The 19,576-nt window shown below is 64.9% G+C and carries 23 protein-coding genes; 7 read left to right on the top strand and 16 right to left on the bottom strand.

Going from position 1 to position 19,576, the window contains the following annotated elements:
* The first annotated feature begins 133 nt into the window (after window positions 1-133).
* Window positions 134-901, top strand: coding sequence for an SDR family oxidoreductase (locus tag AC0SZ7_RS16195; RefSeq protein ID WP_475505328.1), 768 nt, complete (start codon window positions 134-136; stop codon window positions 899-901).
* A gap of 83 nt (window positions 902-984) precedes the next feature.
* Here the strand turns inward: AC0SZ7_RS16195 and AC0SZ7_RS16190 are convergent, their stop codons facing one another.
* The 7 genes from AC0SZ7_RS16190 to AC0SZ7_RS16160 form a co-directional block, all read right to left on the bottom strand.
* The gene (locus tag AC0SZ7_RS16190) at window positions 985-2,070 is read right to left on the bottom strand and encodes an AGE family epimerase/isomerase (protein WP_475505327.1); all 1,086 of its coding nucleotides are present in this window, start codon (window positions 2,068-2,070) and stop codon (window positions 985-987) included.
* A 151-nt stretch (window positions 2,071-2,221) separates the two neighbouring features.
* Entirely contained in the window at window positions 2,222-2,794 is a 573-nt protein-coding gene (locus tag AC0SZ7_RS16185; RefSeq protein WP_475505326.1) for a HupE/UreJ family protein, read from the bottom strand.
* A gap of 26 nt (window positions 2,795-2,820) precedes the next feature.
* Window positions 2,821-3,435, bottom strand: a complete 615-nt coding sequence (gene ureG / locus AC0SZ7_RS16180; protein ID WP_416422182.1) for an urease accessory protein UreG — start codon at window positions 3,433-3,435, stop codon at window positions 2,821-2,823.
* 12 nt (window positions 3,436-3,447) lie between these two features.
* Window positions 3,448-4,122, bottom strand: coding sequence for an urease accessory protein UreF (locus AC0SZ7_RS16175; RefSeq protein WP_475505325.1), 675 nt, complete (start codon window positions 4,120-4,122; stop codon window positions 3,448-3,450).
* On the bottom strand, window positions 4,119-4,619 hold the full coding sequence (ureE, locus tag AC0SZ7_RS16170; protein WP_475505324.1) for an urease accessory protein UreE: 501 nt from the start codon (window positions 4,617-4,619) through the stop codon (window positions 4,119-4,121). The genes AC0SZ7_RS16175 and ureE overlap by 4 nt, the downstream gene beginning before the upstream one ends.
* Before the next feature lie 148 nt (window positions 4,620-4,767).
* Entirely contained in the window at window positions 4,768-5,403 is a 636-nt protein-coding gene (locus AC0SZ7_RS16165) for a TetR family transcriptional regulator (RefSeq protein ID WP_475505323.1), read from the bottom strand.
* Window positions 5,404-5,503: 100 nt separating this feature from the next.
* Window positions 5,504-6,052 carry a phage infection protein gene (locus AC0SZ7_RS16160; protein WP_475505322.1) on the bottom strand — a complete coding sequence of 183 codons (549 nt, stop codon included), beginning with the start codon at window positions 6,050-6,052 and terminating at the stop codon, window positions 5,504-5,506.
* Window positions 6,053-6,384: 332 nt separating this feature from the next.
* Here AC0SZ7_RS16160 and AC0SZ7_RS16155 point away from each other — a divergent pair, with 332 nt between their 5' ends.
* Window positions 6,385-8,460, top strand: a complete 2,076-nt coding sequence (locus AC0SZ7_RS16155; protein WP_475505321.1) for an AsmA family protein — start codon at window positions 6,385-6,387, stop codon at window positions 8,458-8,460.
* 51 nt (window positions 8,461-8,511) lie between these two features.
* On the opposite strand, the gene AC0SZ7_RS16150 is transcribed toward AC0SZ7_RS16155, so the two are convergent.
* Complete coding sequence (locus AC0SZ7_RS16150) at window positions 8,512-9,039, bottom strand: ferritin-like domain-containing protein (protein ID WP_475505320.1); 528 nt, start codon at window positions 9,037-9,039, stop codon at window positions 8,512-8,514.
* Window positions 9,040-9,168: 129 nt separating this feature from the next.
* Window positions 9,169-9,516 carry an osmotically-inducible lipoprotein OsmE gene (gene osmE / locus AC0SZ7_RS16145; RefSeq protein WP_475505319.1) on the bottom strand — a complete coding sequence of 116 codons (348 nt, stop codon included), beginning with the start codon at window positions 9,514-9,516 and terminating at the stop codon, window positions 9,169-9,171.
* A 117-nt stretch (window positions 9,517-9,633) separates the two neighbouring features.
* On the opposite strand from osmE, the gene AC0SZ7_RS16140 reads away from it, so the two are divergent.
* Entirely contained in the window at window positions 9,634-10,524 is an 891-nt protein-coding gene (locus tag AC0SZ7_RS16140; RefSeq protein WP_475505318.1) for an esterase/lipase family protein, read from the top strand.
* On the opposite strand, the gene AC0SZ7_RS16135 is transcribed toward AC0SZ7_RS16140, so the two are convergent.
* Complete coding sequence (locus AC0SZ7_RS16135) at window positions 10,521-11,408, bottom strand: DMT family transporter (protein ID WP_475505317.1); 888 nt, start codon at window positions 11,406-11,408, stop codon at window positions 10,521-10,523. The two genes, AC0SZ7_RS16140 and AC0SZ7_RS16135, sit on opposite strands and share 4 nt — an antisense overlap.
* A gap of 179 nt (window positions 11,409-11,587) precedes the next feature.
* Here AC0SZ7_RS16135 and AC0SZ7_RS16130 point away from each other — a divergent pair, with 179 nt between their 5' ends.
* Both AC0SZ7_RS16130 and AC0SZ7_RS16125 read left to right on the top strand, forming a co-directional pair.
* Window positions 11,588-11,890, top strand: a complete 303-nt coding sequence (locus AC0SZ7_RS16130) for a PsiF family protein (RefSeq protein ID WP_475505316.1) — start codon at window positions 11,588-11,590, stop codon at window positions 11,888-11,890.
* Window positions 11,891-12,049: 159 nt separating this feature from the next.
* Window positions 12,050-13,060, top strand: coding sequence for an AI-2E family transporter (locus AC0SZ7_RS16125; RefSeq protein ID WP_475505315.1), 1,011 nt, complete (start codon window positions 12,050-12,052; stop codon window positions 13,058-13,060).
* A gap of 90 nt (window positions 13,061-13,150) precedes the next feature.
* Here the strand turns inward: AC0SZ7_RS16125 and AC0SZ7_RS16120 are convergent, their stop codons facing one another.
* Window positions 13,151-14,416: an Hsp70 family protein gene (locus AC0SZ7_RS16120; protein ID WP_475505314.1), complete on the bottom strand. Its 1,266-nt coding sequence runs from the start codon at window positions 14,414-14,416 to the stop codon at window positions 13,151-13,153.
* Between the two features lie 263 nt (window positions 14,417-14,679).
* Between AC0SZ7_RS16120 and cbpA the strand changes: the two genes are divergently transcribed.
* A complete protein-coding gene (gene cbpA / locus AC0SZ7_RS16115) occupies window positions 14,680-15,645 on the top strand; it encodes a curved DNA-binding protein (RefSeq protein WP_475505313.1) in 966 nt (321 codons plus the stop codon).
* Window positions 15,646-15,647: 2 nt separating this feature from the next.
* Window positions 15,648-15,953 (top strand): chaperone modulator CbpM, encoded by a 306-nt coding sequence (locus AC0SZ7_RS16110; protein ID WP_475505312.1) that lies wholly within the window; start codon window positions 15,648-15,650, stop codon window positions 15,951-15,953.
* A gap of 95 nt (window positions 15,954-16,048) precedes the next feature.
* Here the strand turns inward: AC0SZ7_RS16110 and ureC are convergent, their stop codons facing one another.
* From ureC to ureA, 5 genes are read right to left on the bottom strand one after another with little or no spacing between them, the layout of a single operon-like run.
* Window positions 16,049-17,749 carry an urease subunit alpha gene (gene ureC, locus AC0SZ7_RS16105; protein WP_475505311.1) on the bottom strand — a complete coding sequence of 567 codons (1,701 nt, stop codon included), beginning with the start codon at window positions 17,747-17,749 and terminating at the stop codon, window positions 16,049-16,051.
* 41 nt (window positions 17,750-17,790) lie between these two features.
* Window positions 17,791-18,096: an urease subunit beta gene (locus AC0SZ7_RS16100; protein ID WP_475505310.1), complete on the bottom strand. Its 306-nt coding sequence runs from the start codon at window positions 18,094-18,096 to the stop codon at window positions 17,791-17,793.
* 11 nt (window positions 18,097-18,107) lie between these two features.
* Entirely contained in the window at window positions 18,108-18,629 is a 522-nt protein-coding gene (locus AC0SZ7_RS16095; RefSeq protein ID WP_475505309.1) for a GNAT family N-acetyltransferase, read from the bottom strand.
* Between the two features lie 6 nt (window positions 18,630-18,635).
* The gene (locus tag AC0SZ7_RS16090; RefSeq protein WP_475505308.1) at window positions 18,636-19,169 is read right to left on the bottom strand and encodes an N-acetyltransferase family protein; all 534 of its coding nucleotides are present in this window, start codon (window positions 19,167-19,169) and stop codon (window positions 18,636-18,638) included.
* A gap of 8 nt (window positions 19,170-19,177) precedes the next feature.
* Window positions 19,178-19,480, bottom strand: a complete 303-nt coding sequence (gene ureA / locus AC0SZ7_RS16085; protein ID WP_475505307.1) for an urease subunit gamma — start codon at window positions 19,478-19,480, stop codon at window positions 19,178-19,180.
* Window positions 19,481-19,576: the final 96 nt, after the last annotated feature.

Here is a 19,576-nt window from a genome sequence, read left to right as displayed (position 1 = left end):
CGGCGGGCCAGCTGGGACAAGGGTTTGCGGGCGGCGATCATTTTTTGATCAGGTGCGCCTTTTACTTGCCGTCGCGCAGCCGCGCGGGCATGCTTTGAAACTGACTTTACCCACAGCCTTCCAGGAGCATGCAATGACTTCCACCGTGTTTATCACTGGCGCCACTTCCGGGTTTGGCGAAGCTTGTGCCCGCCGTTTTGCCGAGGCCGGCTGGTCGCTGGTGCTGACCGGTCGCCGTGAGGAGCGTCTGAGCGCCCTGGCCGAAGAGCTTTCCAAGCAGACCAAGGTGCACACCCTGGTGCTCGACGTGCGTGACCGCAAGGCCATGGAAGCTGCCATCGCTGGCCTGCCGCCGGAGTTCGACAAGCTCACCGGCCTGATCAACAATGCCGGCCTGGCCCTGGGCGTGGACCCGGCACCCAAGTGCGACCTGGACGACTGGGACACCATGGTCGACACCAACGTCAAGGGCCTGATGTACAGCACCCGCCTGCTGCTGCCGCGCCTGATCGCCCAGGGCCGCGGTGCCAGCATCGTCAACCTGGGTTCGGTGGCGGGCAACTACCCCTACCCTGGCAGCCACGTGTATGGCGCCACCAAGGCGTTCGTCAAACAGTTCTCGCTGAACCTGCGCTGCGACCTGCAGGGCACTGGCGTGCGCGTGACCAACCTGGAGCCGGGCCTGTGCGAAAGCGAGTTCTCGCTGGTGCGCTTCAACGGTGACCAGGCGCGCTATGACGCTACCTACGCAGGCGCCGAGCCGATCCAGCCGCAGGACATCGCCGACACCATCTTCTGGATCCTGAACACCCCGGCGCACGTCAACATCAACAGCCTGGAGCTGATGCCAGTGACCCAGAGCTGGGCGGGCTTCGCCATCGAGCGCCCGCACAAGGCGTAAGGCGTTTTTGTGGGAGCCGGCTTGCCGGCGAGCTTTTGATGGCGCTGAAAAGCTCGCTGGCAAGCCAGCTCCCACACATGTGGTTAAGCCTGGGCCAGGCTCTCGTAGCAGGTAGCCAGGTGGTACGGGGTGGTGGACGGCATATCCGGCCGGCTCACCGCCCCGCTGGCATCGCGGCACTCATGCCAGCCACCGGCATGCAGGAAGCGCGCTTGCAGCGCCTGCAGCTGCCCGGCCACATCGCCGCCGGGGCGCAGGGTCAGTGCCCGCAGGTATTCAGCCTGGGCCCAGATGCGCTGGGTGGCGTCACGCACGCCGCCGTCCACGTCCAGCATCGACAATACGCCGCCATCCTTCACGCCCATGCGCTCGGACGGCGCGAACGCCTTGCCCAGCGAACCGTGCAGGTCACTGCCACGCAGCAGCTCGGACGATTCCAGCAGGTAGAACCATTCGAACTGATGGCCCGGTTCCCACCAGTTATCCACAGCGCCGCAGGGCTTTTCCATCAGGAACCCTGAAGCGGTGTCCACGAAGCGTGCCTGCATGGCCGCGCACAGGGCCAGCAGCGCCTCGCTCACCGCTTCGTCATCACGCACCGCCAAGGTCGCCAGGAAGGCTTCGGCCAGGTGCATCAACGGGTTCTGCAGCGGCCCGCTGCCCAGTGGCGCCCAGTCTTCGGCCAATGCGGCCTCGTACAGGCCGTCGTCGCTGGCAAACCGCGTGGCCACGACGTTGAGCGCGGCGTTGAGCACCGACTCGGCCAGCGGGTCGCGGGACTGCCGCCAGTAGTGGGCGCAGGCGAAGATGATGAACGCGTGGGTGTACAGGTCTTTGGTGCGGTCCAGCGGCCGCGCCTGGGCGTCGATGCTGTAGAACCAGCCACCGTGCTCGGCGTCGTGGAAGTGCTTCTGCAGCGAGCGGAACAGCGCTGCTGCGTGCTCGCGCGCGCCCGGTTGCTCGATCAGCCCGGAGAACAGGTACAGCTGCCGTGCGCAGGCCATGGCCCGGTAGCGTTGCACCGGCATGGGCGTGTGGTTGGGCGCCAGCGCTTCGTAGGGCAGTGCCAGGTCGGCGTTCCAGCCGGGGCCTTGCCACAGGGGCACGATGGTCTTCAGGAAGTGCTCATGCACGGCGGTGAAGGCGGCTTGCGGGGAGTGATCGAGCATGAAAGGTGTCGTCAAAGCGGCTGTTTGAGCGACATGGTAACAGGGATGACGCGCCCCGTTGCTGCAACTGTTTTTGTGGGAGCTGGCTTGCCAGCGAGTTGTTCGGCCTCAACAGCTCGCTGGCAAGCCAGCTCCCACAGGGGGTAATCGATCAACCAGCCAGCAGCCACGCGCCGGTCAGGGCGGACAGCGCGCCGGCGATGCGCACCAGCGGGCTGGCAGCTTGCGGCAGCAGGCGTACCACGGCGTAGCCCACCGCGTGCAGCGCGGCGGTAGCGGCAACGAAACCGGCAGCGTAGGCCCATGGGCTGGACATCTCCGGCAGCTCCAGGCCGTGCGCCACGCCGTGGAACAGGGCGAACAGCGCGGTGGCGCCAACGGCCAGGGCTACCGGTGGGCGGATGGCCAGGCCCACGGCCAGGCCCAGGGCCAGCACCGAGGCGGCAATGCCGCTTTCCAGGCCCGGCAACTGCAGGCCTTCAAAGCCCAGCACGCCGCCCAGCAGCATGGTGCCGACGAAGGTGGCGGGCAGCGCCCAGCGCGCCTTGCCGGTCTGTTGCGCGGCCCACAGGCCTACGGCCAGCATGGCCAGCAGGTGGTCGATGCCGGTCAGTGGGTGCAGCACGCCGGCGACGATGCCGTGTTCGCCGTGGCCGGGGTGGGCGAAGGCCAGGGCCGGGGTGAGCAGCAGGGCGGCGGCGCCGAAGAGTTTTTTCAGGGTCATGGGTGGGCTTCCTTGTAGTGGTGTTATCAGGCGGCAGTCAGCAGGCCCTGGCGTTCGATGAAGGCGATGATCTCTTCAAGGCCCTGGCCGGTCTTCTGGTTGCTGAACACGAACGGCTTGCCGTTGCGCATGCGCTTGGTGTCGCCGTCCATCATCTCCAGCGAGGCGCCCACCAGCGGCGCCAGGTCGATCTTGTTGATCACCAGCAGGTCCGACTTGCAAATGCCCGGGCCGCCCTTGCGGGGCAGCTTGTCGCCGGCCGACACGTCGATCACATAGATGGTCAGGTCCGACAGCTCGGGGCTGAAGGTGGCGGAGAGGTTGTCGCCGCCCGATTCCACCAGAATCAGGTCCAGGCCCGGGAAGCGGCGGTTTAGCTGGTCCACGGCCTCCAGGTTGATGGAGGCATCCTCGCGGATGGCGGTGTGCGGGCAGCCACCGGTTTCCACGCCAATGATGCGTTCGGGCGCCAGGGCCTCGTTGCGCACCAGGAAGTCGGCGTCTTCGCGGGTGTAGATGTCGTTGGTGACCACGGCCAGGTTGTAGCGCTCGCGCAGGGCCAGGCACAGGGCCAGGGTGAGGGCGGTCTTGCCGGAACCGACCGGGCCGCCGATGCCGACACGCAGGGGCTGGGTATTCATTATTGTCATCTCCTAGGAACGGAACAGGCGGCTGTACTGGCGCTCATGGGCCATGCTCGCCAGGGACAGGCCAAACGCGGCGCTGCCGTAGTGGTGGGGGTCGAGTTCGCTGGCGTGCTGCTGGGCCTGTTGCAGCAGCGGCAGCAGCTCAGTGGTCAGGCGCTGGGCGGCTTGCTGGCCCAGCGGCAGGGTTTTCATCAGCACCGCCAATTGGTTTTCCAGCCAGCTCCACAGCCAGGCGGCCAGGGCGTCGGCGGGGCTGATGTGCCAGGCGCGCGCGGCCAGTGCCCAGCCCAGGGCCAGGTGCGGCTCGGGCGTGGCGGCAAGGAAGTCGCGGGCGGGGGTGTCCAGCTCGGGCAGGCCATCGAGCAGTTGCTTGAGCGAGTAGCCCATCTGCCGGCTTTCCTGCGCCAGCTCTCGGGTTTCGCGGCTGGCGCGGTGCTCGTCGCTGAGCTGGCGAAGGGCCGGCCAGTCTTCGGCAGCCGCCGCGGTGCAGTGGGCCAGCAGCAACGGCGCCTCGAAGCGCGCCAGGTTGAGCAGCAACTGGTCGCTTATCCACCGCCGCGCATCGTTGGCTTGCTTGACTGTGCCGTGTTCCACGGCCATTTCCAGGCCTTGGGAATAGCTGTAGCCGCCAATCGGCAATTGCGGGCTGGCCAGGCGCAGCAGGGCCCAGGCCGGGTTCACGTGCGCACGCCGAACTGGTGGAGCTTGGGCGCGTAGTTGAAGTCTTCCTCGCCGTGGCGCGAGTGGTGGTGGCCGCCGCCGTAGGCGCCGTGTTCCGGCTGGAAGGGCGCTTCGATGACCTCGGTGGTGGCGCCCAGCTGGTCGAGCATGGCTTTCAGCACATAGTCGTCCAGCAGGCGCAGCCAGCCATCGCCCACTTGCAGGGCCACGTGGCGGTTACCCAGGTGGTAGGCGGCGCGGGTCAGTTCGAAGGCACTGCTGCAGGTGACGTGCAACAGGGTTTCGGGGCGGGCCACGACTTTCACCACGCGGCCATCCTGGGCTTCGAGGAATTCGCCGTCGTGCAGCGGCGGTTGGCCGCGCTCCAGAAACAGCCCGACGTCTTCGCCGTCGGCACTAAAACAGCGCAGGCGGCTTTTGCTGCGCGCTTCGAAATTCAGGTGTAATTCGGCCGACCAGTCAGGTTTTGGCTCGGTTCTGCGGTGGATCACCAGCATTTTCAGGCATCCGGCTGAGTGCGATAGTCTGCTGACAGCAAGCATCTTGCCAACATGCGAGCACTGCGAATGCCGGCCTTGCGCCAGAACTTGGGGCAGCAAAATGTCACATATTGGTGCGCTTCAGCCGGTATGGCACCAAGCTGGGTCAGCCGTCAATGCTGCTCAGGCCCTGCCAGTGTTTGGCGCCCATGAAAATGAAGCGCAGCTGCTGGGTGATCTTGGCCTGGGGCGACAACTGCCGGGGTAGGGCCTCGGCGGGCGGGTCGATGAGCTCGGGCAAGGTGGCGAACACGGTCTTCACCACCAGGTCTGCCATCACCGCCAGGGCGGCGCTGTCCAGGTGCTGCCACTTGGGCATCAGCGCAAGGTCTGCGGCAAGGTCGGAACTGATGCCGTCGCGCAGGCAGGTCAGGGCCTGGCGCACCGGGCGCGAGTCGCCGTATTGCTCGCGGGCCAGAAACACGAATTGCGGGCGGTGGGCGGCCACGCTGTCGAGGAAGATGCGCACCGAGGCGTCGGTGAGGCCCTTGAGCTCGAACTCGTTGCGGCGCACGCGGCGGATGGTTTCGCGGAAGGTTTCGCCCACTTCATTGACCAGGGCCAGGCCCAGTTGGTCCATGTCATCGAAATGGCGGTAGAAGCCGGTGGGCACGATACCCGCGGCCTTGGCCACTTCACGCAGGCTGATGCTGCCGAACCCACGGCCGGCATCGATCAATTGCCTGGCGGCATCGAGGAGGGCGTGGCGGGTCTGCTGTTTCTGTTCGGCGCGGGGGAGCATGGTGCGAAAATTCTGTGAAGGGCAGCGCAGCACTCTAGCAAATCGGCGGAAAAATCAAAGCCCGGTGCAGGGACCGGGCTTTTTCCAGGGCAGCCAAGGCTTAGCTCACGCGGTTCAGAGTGCGGTCCGAGCCGTCCTGGGCAACGCGGTTCAGAGTGCGGTCCGAGCCGTCCTGGGCAACGCGATTCAGGGTGCGGTCCGAGCCGTCCTGGGCAACGCGGTTCAGGGTGCGGTCCGAGCCGTCCTGGGCAACGCGGTTCAGGGTGCGGTCGGAACCGTCCTGGGCAACACGGATCAGGGTGCGGTCCGAGCCATCTTGAGCAACACGGTTCAGGGTGCGGTCCGAGCCATCTTGAGCAACACGGTTCAGGGTGCGATCGGAACCGTCTTGGGCAACGCGGTTCAGGGTGCGATCGGAACCATCCTGGGCAACGCGGTTCAGGGTGCGATCGGAACCGTCTTGAGCAACACGGTTCAGGGTGCGGTCGGAACCATCTTGGGCAACACGGTTCAGGGTGCGGTCAGAACCGTCCTGGGCCACGATTACGGCAGCGCTGTGCTGCACGGCGGGTTGTTGAACGTTGCTGGCGGCGAATACGTTGGCGGCCAGTACAGAGAGGGTCAGGGTCAGCAGCAATTGGCGTTTCATGATTTGGCGCTCCTTTGGAGGGCTGAAAAGTGGGTACGAAGCCAATGCTACTCTTGAGAATTAGATATAAAAGTTCATAAGGACAATGGTAACAATCAACGGAATTGATTGTTTGCCTTGGGGCCGTCTAATCAAGGCCTTACGCGGGTTTTGCGTGCACCGCCACGGGGATTTTCCGGCGCGGCTGCGCTTTCATGGAACGCCCATCGATGAAAGTGATCGGCGGATTTCATCAATCGGGTTAAACCCCCGGGCGGTTTGCCAGTCCTAAGGTAAATGCTGCAACCAGGCAGGCCGCCGTTTCCGGCCTGCTGTCACTTGGAGATTCGTGCATGACGCGCCCCCGCAAGATCCTGGCCTGGACAGTCGGCACCCTGGTGCTGCTGATCGTCGTACTGGTGGTGGTCATCGCCACCTTTGACTGGAACCGGGTGAAGCCGACGCTCAACGCGAAGGTGTCCGAAGCCCTGCACCGCCCGTTCGCCATCAACGGCAACCTGGCCGTGCATTGGGGCCGCGAGCCTGACGAGGGTGGCTGGCGCGCGTGGGTGCCGTGGCCGCACCTCGAGGCCGAGGACCTGACCCTGGGTAACCCCGAGTGGTCGAAAGAGCCGCAGATGGTCGGCCTCAAGCGCGTGCAGTTCCGCCTGTCGCCGCTGCCGCTGCTGGCCGAGCGCATTGTCATTCCGCGCATTGACCTGACCCAGCCGGAGGCCAACCTGCAACGCCTGGCGGACGGGCGTGCCAACTGGAGCTTCGACTTCGGGCCGAAAGACCCCAACGCCGAACCATCGAAGTGGGTGATGGACATTGGCGCCATCGGGTTCGACAAAGGCCACGTGGTGTACGACGACGTGACCCTGAAGGCCCACGCCGACGTGCTGATCGACCCGCTGGGCAAGCCCATTCCGTTCAGCGACATCGTCGGCAGCGGCGCGGCGAAGAAGGTCAGCGACCAGGGTGCCACCGCCCAGGACTACGCGTTCGGCTTCAAGGTCACCGGCCGCTACAAAGACCAGCCGGTGAACGGCACCGGCAAGATCGGCGGCCTGCTGGCGCTGCAGGACGCGGCCAAGCCGTTCCCGGTGCAGGCTGACGTGCGCATTGCCGACACCCACGTGGCCGTGGCCGGCACCCTGACCGACCCGCGCAACCTCGGCGCCCTGGACCTGCGCCTGAAGCTTGAAGGTGCCAGCCTGAGCAAGTTGTACCCGCTGACCGGGGTGACGCTGCCCGACTCGCCACCTTATTCCACCGACGGCCATTTGCAGGCCAAGCTGCATGAGCCTACTGGCGCCACCTTCGATTACCAGGGTTTCAACGGCAAGATCGGCAACAGCGACATTCACGGCGACCTGAGCTTCGTCGCCAGCCAGCCGCGGCCCAAGCTGACCGGCAAGCTGGTGTCCAACCAGCTGCTGTTCACCGACCTGGCGCCGCTGATCGGCGCCGATTCCAACGCCAAGCAGGCCGCGCGCGGCAGCGAAAGCAAGCAACCAGCGGGCAAGGTGCTGCCGGTGGAAGAGTTCCGCACGGAGCGCTGGCGCACCATGGACGCCGATGTGGAATTCACTGGCCGGAAAATCGTGCAAAGCAAGGAGCTGCCGTTCACCGACCTCTACACCCACGTGGTGCTCGATGACGGCCAGCTGAACCTGCAACCCCTGCGCTTTGGCGTGGCCGGTGGCAAGCTCGACGCGCAGATCGGCCTCAACGGCCGCACCACCCCGCTGCAGGGCCGCGCCAAGTTGACCGCGCGCGGCTTCCAGCTCAAGCAGCTGTTCCCTACCTTTGAACCAATGAAGACCAGCTTCGGCCAGCTCAATGGTGATGCCGACATCGCCGGCACCGGCAACTCGGTGGCGGCCTTGCTCGGCAGCGCCAACGGCGACCTCAAGCTGCTGATCAACGATGGCGCCGTCAGCCGCAGCCTGATGGAAATTGCCGGGCTGAACGTGGGCAACTACGTGATGGGCAAGATCTTTGGCGACAAGGAAGTGAAGATCAACTGCGCCGCCGCCGACCTGGGCATCAAGGATGGCCTGGCAGCGCCGCGGCTGTTCGTGTTCGACACCGAGAACGCGATTATCTATATCGATGGCACGGTGAACTTCAAGACCGAGCAGCTTGACCTGAAGATCACCCCGGAATCCAAGGGCTTCCGCCTGCTGTCGCTGCGCTCGCCGCTGTACGTGCGCGGGCCGTTCGCCAAGCCCAGCGCTGGCGTGCAAGCGGTACCGTTGCTGCTGCGTGGCGCAGGCATGATTGCCCTGGGCGTGGTGGCGGCCCCGGCGGCGGGGTTGTTGGCGTTGGTGGCACCCAGCGGTGGCGAGCCGAACCAGTGCACGCCGTTGCTGGAGCAGATGAAGGCGGGTAAAGCGCCGAAAACAGTACCCAGTACCCGTTGACCATTAAAAAACGCGGCCATTGGCCGCGTTTTCGGTTATGCAGAGTGCTGTTTACAGCCCATCCAGAATATCCGCCATGTCATCGGCGTGTTCTTCTTCCTGCGCCAGGATCTCTTCGAACAGGCGGCGCGAGGTAGGGTCCTTGTCGCCGATGTACTGAATGATCTCGCGGTAGCTGTCGATGGCGATACGCTCGGCCACCAGGTCCTCGTACACCATCTCCTTGAGGTTGCTGCCCGGCTTGTATTCGGCGTGGGAGCGGCTGCTGAGGCTGTCGGGGTTGAAGTCCGGCTCGCCACCCAGCTGCACGATGCGCTCGGCCAGCTTGTCGGCGTGCTCGGCTTCCTGGCCGGCGTGCTCCAGGAATTCCTCGGCGGCCACATGGGCTTTCACGCCCTTGGCCATGTAGTAGTGGCGTTTGTAGCGCAGCACGCACACCAGCTCCGTGGCCAGCGAATCGTTGAGCAGGCGCAACACTTCCTGGCGGTCGGCGTCGTAGCCTTCGGTCACCGCGCCTTGGTCAACGTTCTTGCGAGCGGTTTCACGCAGGGTGTTCTTGTCGGTCAGTGCAATAGTCATGACAATCTCCAGGCTATACGGTTGTGGCCGTCTGGCTCTATCGCGCCCATCAGTGGCTGACGGGCGCCCGGCTTGATCGGTTCAGAGGTGTGAGTGCGCGGCGCACCGGAAAGTTTTATCCGTGCGACATCAGGGCATGGCCTTGAGGTTGGCCTTGCGCTGGTCGCAGGTCATGAAACCCTTGCTGTCCACGTGGCCGGTGCCGTCGAAGCTCACGTAGTAGGCCTGCTGCTTGCCGTCAGTGTTGAGCACGTAGTTGTTGCAGGTGCCGGCGGCAGTCTTGCCGTTGCCATCCACCACACTGGACGGGGTACCGCCGATGGCGATGACCTGCTGCATGGTCATGCCGGTGTCCACCTGCTTGACCAGCGGCTCGTTGCGGTAGGTGACGAAGTCCACGGGGTTTTCGACCTTATGGTTGGCGCAGCCCGCCAGTGAAGCCATTACGCACACTGCAGCCAGGGTTTGCTTGTACATAGGTGTCGCTCCTTCGAATGAGCCAATAGTGGCCCCGTAGTATTGGGGCAACGGCGCTGCGCAGGAGTTCGATGTCAGTGCGCTAGTATGTTGGCTTGCCCCTCAAGGATGCCCCCCATGGCCAAGCCCGGCGCCACGCGCTACCCCATTATTCTGGTGCCCGGCATGCTCGGTTTCGTCCGGCTGCTGCTGTACCCCTACTGGTTCGGCATCGTCCGGGCGCTGCGGCGCGGCGGCGCGCAGGTGTTTCCGGTGCAGGTGTCGCCGATCAACAGCACCGAGGTACGTGGCGAGCAGCTGTTGCTGATCATCCAGCGCATACGCCACGAGACAGGCGCCGCCAGGGTCAACCTCATCGGCCACAGCCAGGGCGCGCTGACCGCCCGCTATGCCGCGGCCAAGCGCCCGGAGTGGGTAGCCTCGGTGACCTCGGTGGCCGGGCCCAACCATGGCTCCGAGTTGGCCGACTACCTGGAGCGCCGCTACCCGCACCACTCGGTGGGCGGGCGCCTGCTGCATTTTTTGCTGCACGTGCTGGGGCTGCTGATGGGGGCGCTGGAGACCGGCTGGCGCGGGCCTATCCTGCCCATCGATGTGCACGCCTCGCACAACTCGCTGACCTGCGCCGGCGTGGCGCGCTTCAATCAGGCTTATCCCCAGGGTATCCCGGCCACCTGGGGTGGGCAGGGCGAGCCGCTGGTAAACGGGGTGCGGTATTACTCATGGTCGGGTGTGCTGCAGAACCCGCTGGCCGATGGCGGCGGCAACCGCCTGGATGGCTCGCACCGCAGCTGCAAGCTGTTTGCCCGCACCTTCGTGCGCGAGGCGGGGCAGTGCGACGGCATGGTGGGGCGCTTCAGCTCGCACCTGGGCCAGGTGATCGGCGACGACTACCCCATGGACCACCTGGACATCGTCAACCAGTCGCTGGGCCTGGTAGGCAAGGGCGCAGAGCCGGTGCGGCTGTTCACTGAACATGCCGCCCGGTTGGCGCAGGCAGGGCTTTAGGCAAGGGCGCGGGCGCAGCCCAGCGGCGTGGTCCAGCGCTCGGCCAGAATGACCCCGCCCAGGGTCAGCAGGCCGCCCACCAGGTGGTACAGCGCCAGTTGCTCATGCAGTACGGCGGCGGCGATCAGCGCGGTGATCAGCGGCAGCAGGTTGAAGAACAGCGTGGTGCGGCTGGGGCCCAGGCGGCTGACCGCCTGCATCCACGCCAGCGGCGCAACCATGGAGGCCAGTAGGCAGGCATACAGCACCAGGCCGATGTTGCCCATGCCCAGGCCCACCTTGGGCGACAGCACGTACAGCGGCAGCAGCACGATGATGGCCACCAGCACCTGCAAATACAGCAGTTGCAGGGCCGGCAGGCGCAGCTGCCATTTCTTCAGCAGCGTGCTGTACACCGCGTAGGCCAGGGTGGCCAGCAGCATCATCGCGTCGCCACGGTTCAGGCCGTGGGCCAGCAGATTGCCCAGTTGCCCGGCCGAAACCACCACCAGCACCCCGCCCAGCGACAGCACCGCACCGAACAGCGCGCCGGCGGTGAGGCGCTGGCCCAGGGCGACGATAGCCAGGGCCAGGGACATCAGCGGCATCAGCGAGAGGATGATGCCCATGTTGGTGGCGCTGGTCAGCGCCGCGGCGAAATACGCCAGGCTCTGGTACACCGCCATGCCCAGCAGGCCCAGCACGAAGACCTTGCCCAGGTGCGGGCGGATCGCGGCGCGGTTGGCCCACACCTTGGGCAGCAGGAAGGGGGTGAACAGCAGGCCGGCCAGCAGCCAGCGGTAGAAGCCGATCTCGGCGGGGAAGATGGCACCTACGGCCATCTTGTTGATTACGGTGTTGCCGGCCCAGATCAGAATGGCCAGCAACGGAAACGCGTATTGCATGGGGAACGCCTGTCAGTCGATAAGGCGCGATTATCCCCGCTTCGCGCCACCGGCACCTACCGCCAAGCGGTCAACCGACCCTGCGAATCCGACAATCTGCGCCGCAGGGGCTGTTGCAAAGTTTGTCTACACTTCAGGCGAGGCCGCGCGGCCCAGCGCGGCGCCAAGGAGAAAACTCCATGAAGATGCTGCACGTGCCCCTGCTGGTGCTCGGCCTGCTGCTGTGTTCACAAGGCTTCGCCGCCACCGCGCAACAGAACAAGATGACCACCTGCAACGCCGACGCCACCACCAAGGGCCTCAAGGGCGATGAGCGCAAGACGTACATGAGCACCTGCCTCAAGGCCGCGCCGGCGGCTTCCACGACCAAGACCCTGACCCCGCAGCAGCAGAAAATGACCACCTGCAACGCCACCGCCAAGACCCAGAACCTGAGCGGCGACGCGCGCAAGACCTTCATGAGCAGTTGCCTGAAAAAATAGTCTCGCGCACGACGACCCTTGGGGGAGCTGGCTGGCCAGCGAGCTTTTCGGGCCTCAACAGCTCGCGGGCAAGCCAGCTCCCACAGGACGCCACTGGCCCTGCCAGGCGAACGCTGGCAGACTGCCGGGTCCTTCCATGTCGTACGTGTTCGAGGCTGTATGCCAACGTTTTCCCAGCGTCACGTGTTATGGGCCAGCTTGATCATCATGTTTGGTGGTCTGCTGCTGGTGATGCCTTTGCGCCTGCTGCCCAGCCTGCTGGCAGGCTTGCTGGTGTACGAGTTGGTCAACATGCTCACGCCCAAGCTTGAGCACCTGATATCCGGGCCGCGCGCGCGCTGGGTGGCCGTGGCCCTGCTGGGCACGGTGATCGTCAGCCTGTTGGCGGTGATCTTCGCCCTGGCCATCAGTTTCCTGATGCACGAGGCGGAAAACCCCGGGGCCTTCCTCGACAAGTTCATGGACGTGCTGAACCGCGCCCGTGGGCAGCTGCCGCCGTCCATCGATGCCTACCTGCCGGCCAACGTCGGCGAATTCCGCTCGGCCATCAGCGACTGGGTCAGCAAGCACCTGGCTGAATTGCAACTGGTGGGCAAGGACGCCGTGCGCACCTTCGTCACCCTGCTGATCGGCATGGTGCTGGGCGCCATCGTGGCCTTGAACCGCATTCCGCCCGATGCCGACAACAAACCGCTGGCCGGTGCCCTGCTGGTGCGCCTGACCCTGCTGGTGCAGGCGTTCCGCAACATCGTCTTCGCGCAGATCAAGATCGCCGCCCTGAATACCGTGTTTACCTCGGTGTTCCTGTTGGTCATCCTGCCGTTGTGCGGCATCAAGCTGCCGCTGCACAAGACCATGGTGGTGCTGACCTTCATCCTTGGCCTGCTGCCGGTGATCGGCAACCTGATTTCCAACGCGCTGATCACCACCATCGCCCTGTCGGTGTCGATCTGGGTAGCGGCGGCAGCCCTGGGCTGGCTGATCCTGATTCACAAGCTGGAATATTTCCTCAACGCGCGAATCGTCGGTAGCCAGATCCGGGCCAAGTCGTGGGAGTTGCTGCTGGCGATGCTGATCTTCGAGGCGGCGTTCGGCTTGCCGGGCGTGGTGGCGGGGCCGATCTACTATGCGTATCTGAAAAGCGAACTGCGCCGCGCCGAGTTGGTGTAACGCTGGACCTGTGGGAGCTGGCTTGCCAGCGAGCTTTCAGGGGCCTCAAGAGCTCGCTGGCAAGCCAGCTCCCACGGCCCCCTCAGAGGCTTAGCCGTAACGCTTGCGCGCCTCGATGGCCAAACCGCTGCCGATGCTGCCGAAGATGTTGCCTTCCACATGGCGGGCGTTGGGCAGCATGGCCGCCACGCTGTTGCGCAGCGCCGGAATGCCGCTGGAACCACCGGTGAAGAACACCGTATCGACCTGGGCAACGCCCACGCCGGCGTCGTTCAGCAGCGCCGTCACGCTGCCCCGCACACGCTCCAGCAGGGTGTCGATGGACGACTCGAACAGCGCGCGGGTCATGTCCACGCTCAGGCCGCGCTCAATGCGGTCCAGCGGTACCAGGCGGTTTTCGGCCTGGGTCAGCTGGATCTTGGTCTCTTCCACTTCCATGGCCAGCCAGTGGCCGGCGCGCTGGTCGATCAGCTTGAACAGGCGGTCGATGCCGGCGGTGTCCTCGATGTCGTAGCGCATGCTGCCCAGCGCCAGCTGGGATTTCTGCGAGTACACCGAGTTGATGGTGTGCCAGGTGGCCAGGTTCATGTGGTGGCTGGTGGGCATGAACGCGCCGCTTTTCATGCGGCTGCCGTAGCCGAACAGCGGCATCACGCCTTGCAGGCTCAATTGCTTGTCGAAGTCGGTACCGCCGATGTGCACGCCGCCGGTGGCCAGGATGTCACTGTGGCGGTCGTCGATGTTGTGGCGCTCGGGGGCCAGGCGAATCAGCGAGAAGTCCGAGGTACCACCGCCGATGTCGACGATCAGCACCAGCTCTTCGCGCTGGATGGTGGACTCGTAGTCGAATGCCGCGGCAATGGGCTCGAACTGGAACGACACGTCCTTGAAGCCGATTTTCTTCGCCACTTCTTCCAGCGTGTCCTGGGCTTCCTGGTCGGCGGCCTTGTCGTCGTCGACGAAGTGCACCGGGCGGCCCAGCACCACCTCGTCGAAGGCGCGGCCGGCGTTGGCTTCGGCGCGCTTTTTCAGCTCGCCGATGAACATGCCCAGCAGGTCCTTGAACGGCAGGGCGGTGCCCAGCACGCTGGTGTCGTGCTTGATCAGCTTGGAGCCCAGCAGGCTCTTGAGCGAGCGCATCAGGCGGCCTTCGTAGCCTTCCAGGTACTCGTGCAGTGCCAGGCGGCCGTACACCGGGCGGCGCTCTTCGATGTTGAAGAACACCACCGACGGCAGGGTGATCTTGCCGTCTTCCAGCGCAATCAGGGTTTCGACGTCCGGTCGGTGCCAGCCGACGGTGGAGTTGGAGGTGCCGAAGTCGATGCCGCAGGCGCGGGCCGGGGTTTGATTGGTCATGTCGTTGCCGGATTCTGTGCAAAAAACGGCCGCGCAGTGTATGCCAGTGGTAGCGATAATCAAGGCCATGGGGCGTTTAATTGCCGCACGGTCACACCTTGAAAGCGCGCCCCGGGCCCCCAATCTTGCAGTCATTCCCCACGACTGCGCCTTTGCCGCTTCAGCAAAGGGTACCGGCAGTCGATAAACTTACACCCCATCGCCAGGTCTCTACACTATGTGGACTGACCGCGCGATCCCGATAAACGGATGGTGATCCTTCGATGGACTTCAAAGACTACTACAAGATATTGGGCGTGGAGCCGACAGCGGACGAGAAGGAGATCAAGACCGCCTACCGCAAGCTGGCACGCAAATATCACCCCGACGTCAGCAAGGAAAAGAACGCCGAGGAGAAATTCAAGGAGGCTTCCGAGGCCTACGAAGCGCTGAGCAACGCCGACAAGCGTGCCGAATACGACGAGATTCGCAAGTACGGCCAGCATGGCCGTCCGTTCCAGGGCCCGCCAGGCTGGCAGGGCCGTGGTGGCGGCGGCTTCGAGGAAAGCGCCGGCGATTTTTCCGATTTCTTCAGCTCCATCTTCGGCTCGGCCGGGCGTGGCGGCAATGGCAACGGCAACCCCTTTGGCCGCGGCCAGCAACGCAGCGCCGGGCGGCGAGGACAAGACGTGGAAATGGAACTTGCAGTGTTCCTCGAGGAAACCCTGGCCAACGAGTCGAAGCAGATCAGCTTCCAGGTGCCGCAGTACAACGCTGCCGGCCAGCAGACCGGGCACACCACCAAGACCCTCAACGTGAAGATCCCGGCCGGTGTCACCGACGGCGAGCGCATCCGCCTCAAGGGCCAGGGCGCGCCCGGCGTGGGCGGTGGTGCGAACGGCGACCTGTACCTGATTGTGCGGTTCGCCCCGCACCCGATGTTCGACGTGGAAGACCATGACCTGATCATCACCGTGCCGCTGGCGCCGTGGGAAGCGGCGCTGGGCACCAAGGTGGCGGTGCCGACCCTCACCGGGCGCATCAACCTCACCATCCGCCCCGACAGCCAGAGCGGCCAGCGCCTGCGCGTGAAGGGCAATGGCCTGCAGCGCAAGCAGGGCGAGCGCGGTGACCTGTACGCACAACTGAAAGTGGTGATGCCCCCGCACGCCGACGAAGCCACGCAAGCGCTGTGGAAAACCCTGTCGGAGAAGGCGGCATTCGACCCCCGAGCCAACTGGAGTCGTTAATCATGGAAACGTCCCGCTACGTTCAACTGGACATGCAAGCGTTCTGTCAGGCCACCGATATGTCGGCGGCCTATGTGATTGAAATCGTCGAGCACGGCATAGTGGAACCTACGGGACGGTCCCCGGAGGAATGGTTGTTTGACGACTTTTCCCCATTGATCGCGCGGCGCGCAGCCAAGCTGCACCACGACCTGGACCTGGAGTGGGAAGGCGTGGCGCTGGCGCTGGAGTTGCTGGAAGAAGTCCGCGACCTGCGCGCCGAAAACGCCCGGCTGCGCCAGCGCCTGGGGCGGTACGTCCAAGGCTGATGCTGGCAGAGCGGATAACTGTGGGAGCTGGCTTGCCAGCGAGCCTTTGAGGCCCTGGAAACTCGCTGGTAAACCAGCTCCCACAGGGTTTGCGTTTAGAACAGGAAATACCGCTGCGCCATCGGCAATGTCTCCGCCGGTTCACACCACAGCAGCACGCCATCGGCCTTCACCTGGTAGGTCTGCGGGTCGACGTCGATCGCCGGCAGGTAGCCGTTGTGAATCAGGTCGGTCTTCTTCACCGTGCGGCAACCCTTCACCACGCCAATCTGTTTCTTCAACCCCAGCTGCTCCGGCACGCCGGCGTCCAGCGCTGCCTGGCTGATGAAGGTGATGCTGGTGGCATGGCGCGAACCGCCGTAGCTGGCGAACATCGGCCGGTAGTGTACGGGCTGCGGGGTAGGGATCGAGGCATTGGCGTCGCCCATCAGGCTGGCCGCGATGGCGCCGCCCTTGAGGATCAGCGTCGGCTTGACGCCGAAGAACGCCGGGCGCCACAGCACCAGGTCAGCCCATTTGCCAATCTCGATGGAGCCCACCTCATGGCTGATGCCGTGGGTGATGGCCGGGTTGATGGTGTACTTGGCGATGTAGCGCTTGGCGCGGAAGTTGTCGTTGCCCGGCGCGTCCTCGGCCAGCGGGCCGCGCTGCTTTTTCATCTTGTCGGCGGTCTGCCAGGTGCGCGTCACCACCTCGCCCACGCGGCCCATGGCCTGGCTGTCGGAGCTGATCATGGAGAACGCGCCCAAGTCGTGCAGGATGTCCTCGGCGGCGATGGTCTCGCGGCGGATGCGGCTTTCGGCGAAGGCCACGTCCTCGGCGATGCTGGGGTCCAGGTGGTGGCACACCATCAGCATGTCCAGGTGTTCGTCGATGGTGTTGCGGGTGAACGGCCGGGTCGGGTTGGTGGAGCTGGGCAGCACGTTGGGGAAACCGCAGGCCTTGATGATGTCGGGGGCATGGCCGCCGCCGGCGCCTTCGGTGTGGTAGGTGTGGATGGTGCGGCCCTTGAAGGCGCCCAGAGTGGTTTCCACGAAGCCCGACTCGTTGAGGGTGTCGGTGTGGATGGCCACCTGCACGTCGTACTGGTCGGCCACGCTCAGGCAGTTGTCGATGGCCGCAGGCGTGGTGCCCCAGTCTTCGTGCAGCTTGAGGCCGATGGCGCCGGCCTTCACCTGCTCGATCAACGGCTCGGGCAGGCTGGCGTTGCCCTTGCCGGTGAAGCCGATGTTCATTGGGAATGAATCGGCCGCCTGCAGCATGCGCGCCATGTGCCACGGGCCCGAGGTGCAGGTGGTGGCGTTGGTGCCGGTGGCAGGGCCGGTGCCGCCGCCGATCATGGTGGTGACGCCGCTCATCAGCGCTTCTTCGATCTGCTGCGGGCAGATGAAGTGAATGTGGGTGTCGATGCCGCCGGCGGTGAGGATCATGCCCTCGCCGGCGATCACTTCGGTGCTGGCGCCGATGGCGATGGTAACGTCCGGCTGGATATCCGGGTTGCCGGCCTTGCCGATGGCGGCGATGCGACCGTCCTTCAGGCCCACGTCGGCCTTGACGATGCCCCAGTGGTCGATGATCAGCGCGTTGGTGATCAGCGTGTCGACTACTTCGGCGGCCAGCAGTTGGCCCTGGCCCATGCCGTCGCGGATCACCTTGCCGCCACCGAATTTCACTTCCTCGCCGTAGGTGGTGAAGTCCTTTTCAACTTCTATCCACAGGTCGGTGTCGGCCAGGCGCACCTTGTCGCCGACGGTGGGGCCGAACATGTCGGCGTAGGCTTGTCTCGAGATTTTCATTGTCTGCCTTTGAATTCCAATTTCCTGACCCCGCGGGGGCCTTACAGGTCGCCCATGACGCGGCCGGCGAAGCCGAACACGCGGCGCTGGCCGGCCAGGTCCACCAGCTCCACCTCGCGGCTCTGGCCCGGCTCGAAACGCACGGCGGTGCCGGCCGGGATGTTCAGGCGCATGCCGCGGCTGGCGGCCCGGTCGAAGGTGAGGGCGTCGTTGGTTTCGAAGAAGTGGTAGTGCGAGCCCACCTGGATGGGCCGGTCGCCGCTGTTGGCCACCGTCAGGCTGAGGGTGCGGCGGCCGACGTTGAGCTCGATGTCGCCGGGTTGGATCTGGTATTGGCCGGGGATCATTCAGGCTTCCTTCAGAGAGTCTTGTAGAAAAACGCCGTGGCGGTGTATTCGCCGTCCGGGCGGCAGGCGAAGCCGGGGATCTGCCCGGCGCGCTTGTAGCCCTGCGCCAGGTAGAAGGCCTCGGCGGGCGAGCCGGCCTCGGTGTCCAGGTGCAGCAGGCCGCGCTTGTACTGGCGGGCGGCCACTTCCACCGCTTCCATCAGTTGCTGGCCCATGCCGCGCCGCTGGGCGTCGGAGCGCACCATCAGCTTTTGCACCTCGGCGCGGTTCAGGCCGTTTACCCGCTTGCAGAACACCAATTGCGCGCTGGCCAGGACCTGTTCGTCCTTGACCACCGTCCACAGCACCAGGTCGTTGATGGCGATGCGGTTCTTCACTTCATCCAGATAACTGTTGGCTTCGTGCGCATCCAGGTCGGCGAGGAAGCCGATGGAGGCCCCCTGCTTGACCGAGTCCAGCAGCAACTCGACCAGGCCCTGGCGGTAGTGGGCGAAGCTTTCAACGGTGACGCGGCGCAATTGGGCGGCATTCATGGCGGCTTACTCCACGGGAGTCGGGGAAGGTTCGGCGCCCGGGTTCAGGATCAGTTGCATGAAGGTCAGGTCCAGCCAGCGGCCGAACTTGCTGCCCACTTGTGGCATCTGCCCCGTGATCGTGAAACCCAGGCGCTCGTGCAGACGGATGGAGGCCGCGTTGCCACTTTCGATGGCGGCCACCATCACGTGTTTGTCACAGCCGCGCGCGCGTTCGATCAAGGCCTTCATCAACGTGGGCCCCAGGCCCTTGCCTTGTTGATCGTTGCGCACGTAGACCGAGTGTTCGACGGTCTGGCGGAAACCCTGGAAGGGACGCCAGTCACCAAATGAAGCGTAGCCCAGCACGGCATCGTTGGCGTCGACCGCCACCAGAATGGGGTAGTGCTGGGACTGGCGCGCGCTGTACCAGGCCTGGCGGTTGCCCAGGTCTACCGGCTGCTCGTTCCAGATGGCCGTGGTGTTGGCCACGGCGTCGTTGTAGATGTCGCGGATGCCGGGCAGGTCGGCGTGTACAGCGTCGCGAACGCGGTAAGTCATGGCAGGCCTCAGGCGATGGGTTGGTGGACGGTGACCAGCTTGGTGCCGTCGGGGAAGGTGGCTTCCACCTGGATCTCGGGGATCATTTCCGGGATGCCTTCCATCACCTGGTCGCGGGTCAGCAGGGTGGTGCCGAAGTGCATCAACTGGGCCACGGTCTGGCCGTCGCGGGCGCCTTCCAGCAGCGCTGCCGAGATGTAGGCCATGGTTTCCGGGTAGTTGAGCTTCACGCCACGTGCCAGGCGGCGCTCGGCCACGAGGCCGGCGGTGAAGATCAGCATCTTGTCTTTTTCGCGGGGTGTCAGGTCCATGGTGTGTCCATTCGTGGGCAGTAACAAAACAGGATTCGAACACGCATTTCATTTGTGGGAGCTGGCTTGCCAGCGCGCGTGTTGGGGCCCAAAACA

The sequence above is a fragment of the Pseudomonas sp. JC1203 genome, assembly GCF_056175065.1.
Note: the sequence above shows the minus strand (reverse complement) of the source record. Positions and strands in the feature narration are given on the sequence as shown.

Coding starts and splice junctions, on each gene's coding strand:
- ureE (WP_475505324.1), bottom strand. CDS start 4,619: ATGCTGGTGATCCACCGCAGAACCGAGCCAAAACCTGACTGGTCGGCC.
- AC0SZ7_RS16110 (WP_475505312.1), top strand. CDS start 15,648: ATGGAAACGTCCCGCTACGTTCAACTGGACATGCAAGCGTTCTGTCAG.
- AC0SZ7_RS16090 (WP_475505308.1), bottom strand. CDS start 19,169: ATGACTTACCGCGTTCGCGACGCTGTACACGCCGACCTGCCCGGCATC.
- osmE (WP_475505319.1), bottom strand. CDS start 9,516: ATGTACAAGCAAACCCTGGCTGCAGTGTGCGTAATGGCTTCACTGGCG.
- AC0SZ7_RS16150 (WP_475505320.1), bottom strand. CDS start 9,039: ATGACTATTGCACTGACCGACAAGAACACCCTGCGTGAAACCGCTCGC.
- AC0SZ7_RS16100 (WP_475505310.1), bottom strand. CDS start 18,096: ATGATCCCCGGCCAATACCAGATCCAACCCGGCGACATCGAGCTCAAC.
- ureC (WP_475505311.1), bottom strand. CDS start 17,749: ATGAAAATCTCGAGACAAGCCTACGCCGACATGTTCGGCCCCACCGTC.
- AC0SZ7_RS16130 (WP_475505316.1), top strand. CDS start 11,588: ATGAAGATGCTGCACGTGCCCCTGCTGGTGCTCGGCCTGCTGCTGTGT.
- AC0SZ7_RS16160 (WP_475505322.1), bottom strand. CDS start 6,052: ATGAAACGCCAATTGCTGCTGACCCTGACCCTCTCTGTACTGGCCGCC.
- AC0SZ7_RS16155 (WP_475505321.1), top strand. CDS start 6,385: ATGACGCGCCCCCGCAAGATCCTGGCCTGGACAGTCGGCACCCTGGTG.
- cbpA (WP_475505313.1), top strand. CDS start 14,680: ATGGACTTCAAAGACTACTACAAGATATTGGGCGTGGAGCCGACAGCG.
- AC0SZ7_RS16185 (WP_475505326.1), bottom strand. CDS start 2,794: ATGACCCTGAAAAAACTCTTCGGCGCCGCCGCCCTGCTGCTCACCCCG.
- ureG (WP_416422182.1), bottom strand. CDS start 3,435: ATGAATACCCAGCCCCTGCGTGTCGGCATCGGCGGCCCGGTCGGTTCC.
- AC0SZ7_RS16140 (WP_475505318.1), top strand. CDS start 9,634: ATGGCCAAGCCCGGCGCCACGCGCTACCCCATTATTCTGGTGCCCGGC.
- AC0SZ7_RS16120 (WP_475505314.1), bottom strand. CDS start 14,416: ATGACCAATCAAACCCCGGCCCGCGCCTGCGGCATCGACTTCGGCACC.
- AC0SZ7_RS16135 (WP_475505317.1), bottom strand. CDS start 11,408: ATGCAATACGCGTTTCCGTTGCTGGCCATTCTGATCTGGGCCGGCAAC.
- AC0SZ7_RS16165 (WP_475505323.1), bottom strand. CDS start 5,403: ATGCTCCCCCGCGCCGAACAGAAACAGCAGACCCGCCACGCCCTCCTC.
- AC0SZ7_RS16125 (WP_475505315.1), top strand. CDS start 12,050: ATGCCAACGTTTTCCCAGCGTCACGTGTTATGGGCCAGCTTGATCATC.
- ureA (WP_475505307.1), bottom strand. CDS start 19,480: ATGGACCTGACACCCCGCGAAAAAGACAAGATGCTGATCTTCACCGCC.
- AC0SZ7_RS16190 (WP_475505327.1), bottom strand. CDS start 2,070: ATGCTCGATCACTCCCCGCAAGCCGCCTTCACCGCCGTGCATGAGCAC.
- AC0SZ7_RS16095 (WP_475505309.1), bottom strand. CDS start 18,629: ATGAATGCCGCCCAATTGCGCCGCGTCACCGTTGAAAGCTTCGCCCAC.
- AC0SZ7_RS16195 (WP_475505328.1), top strand. CDS start 134: ATGACTTCCACCGTGTTTATCACTGGCGCCACTTCCGGGTTTGGCGAA.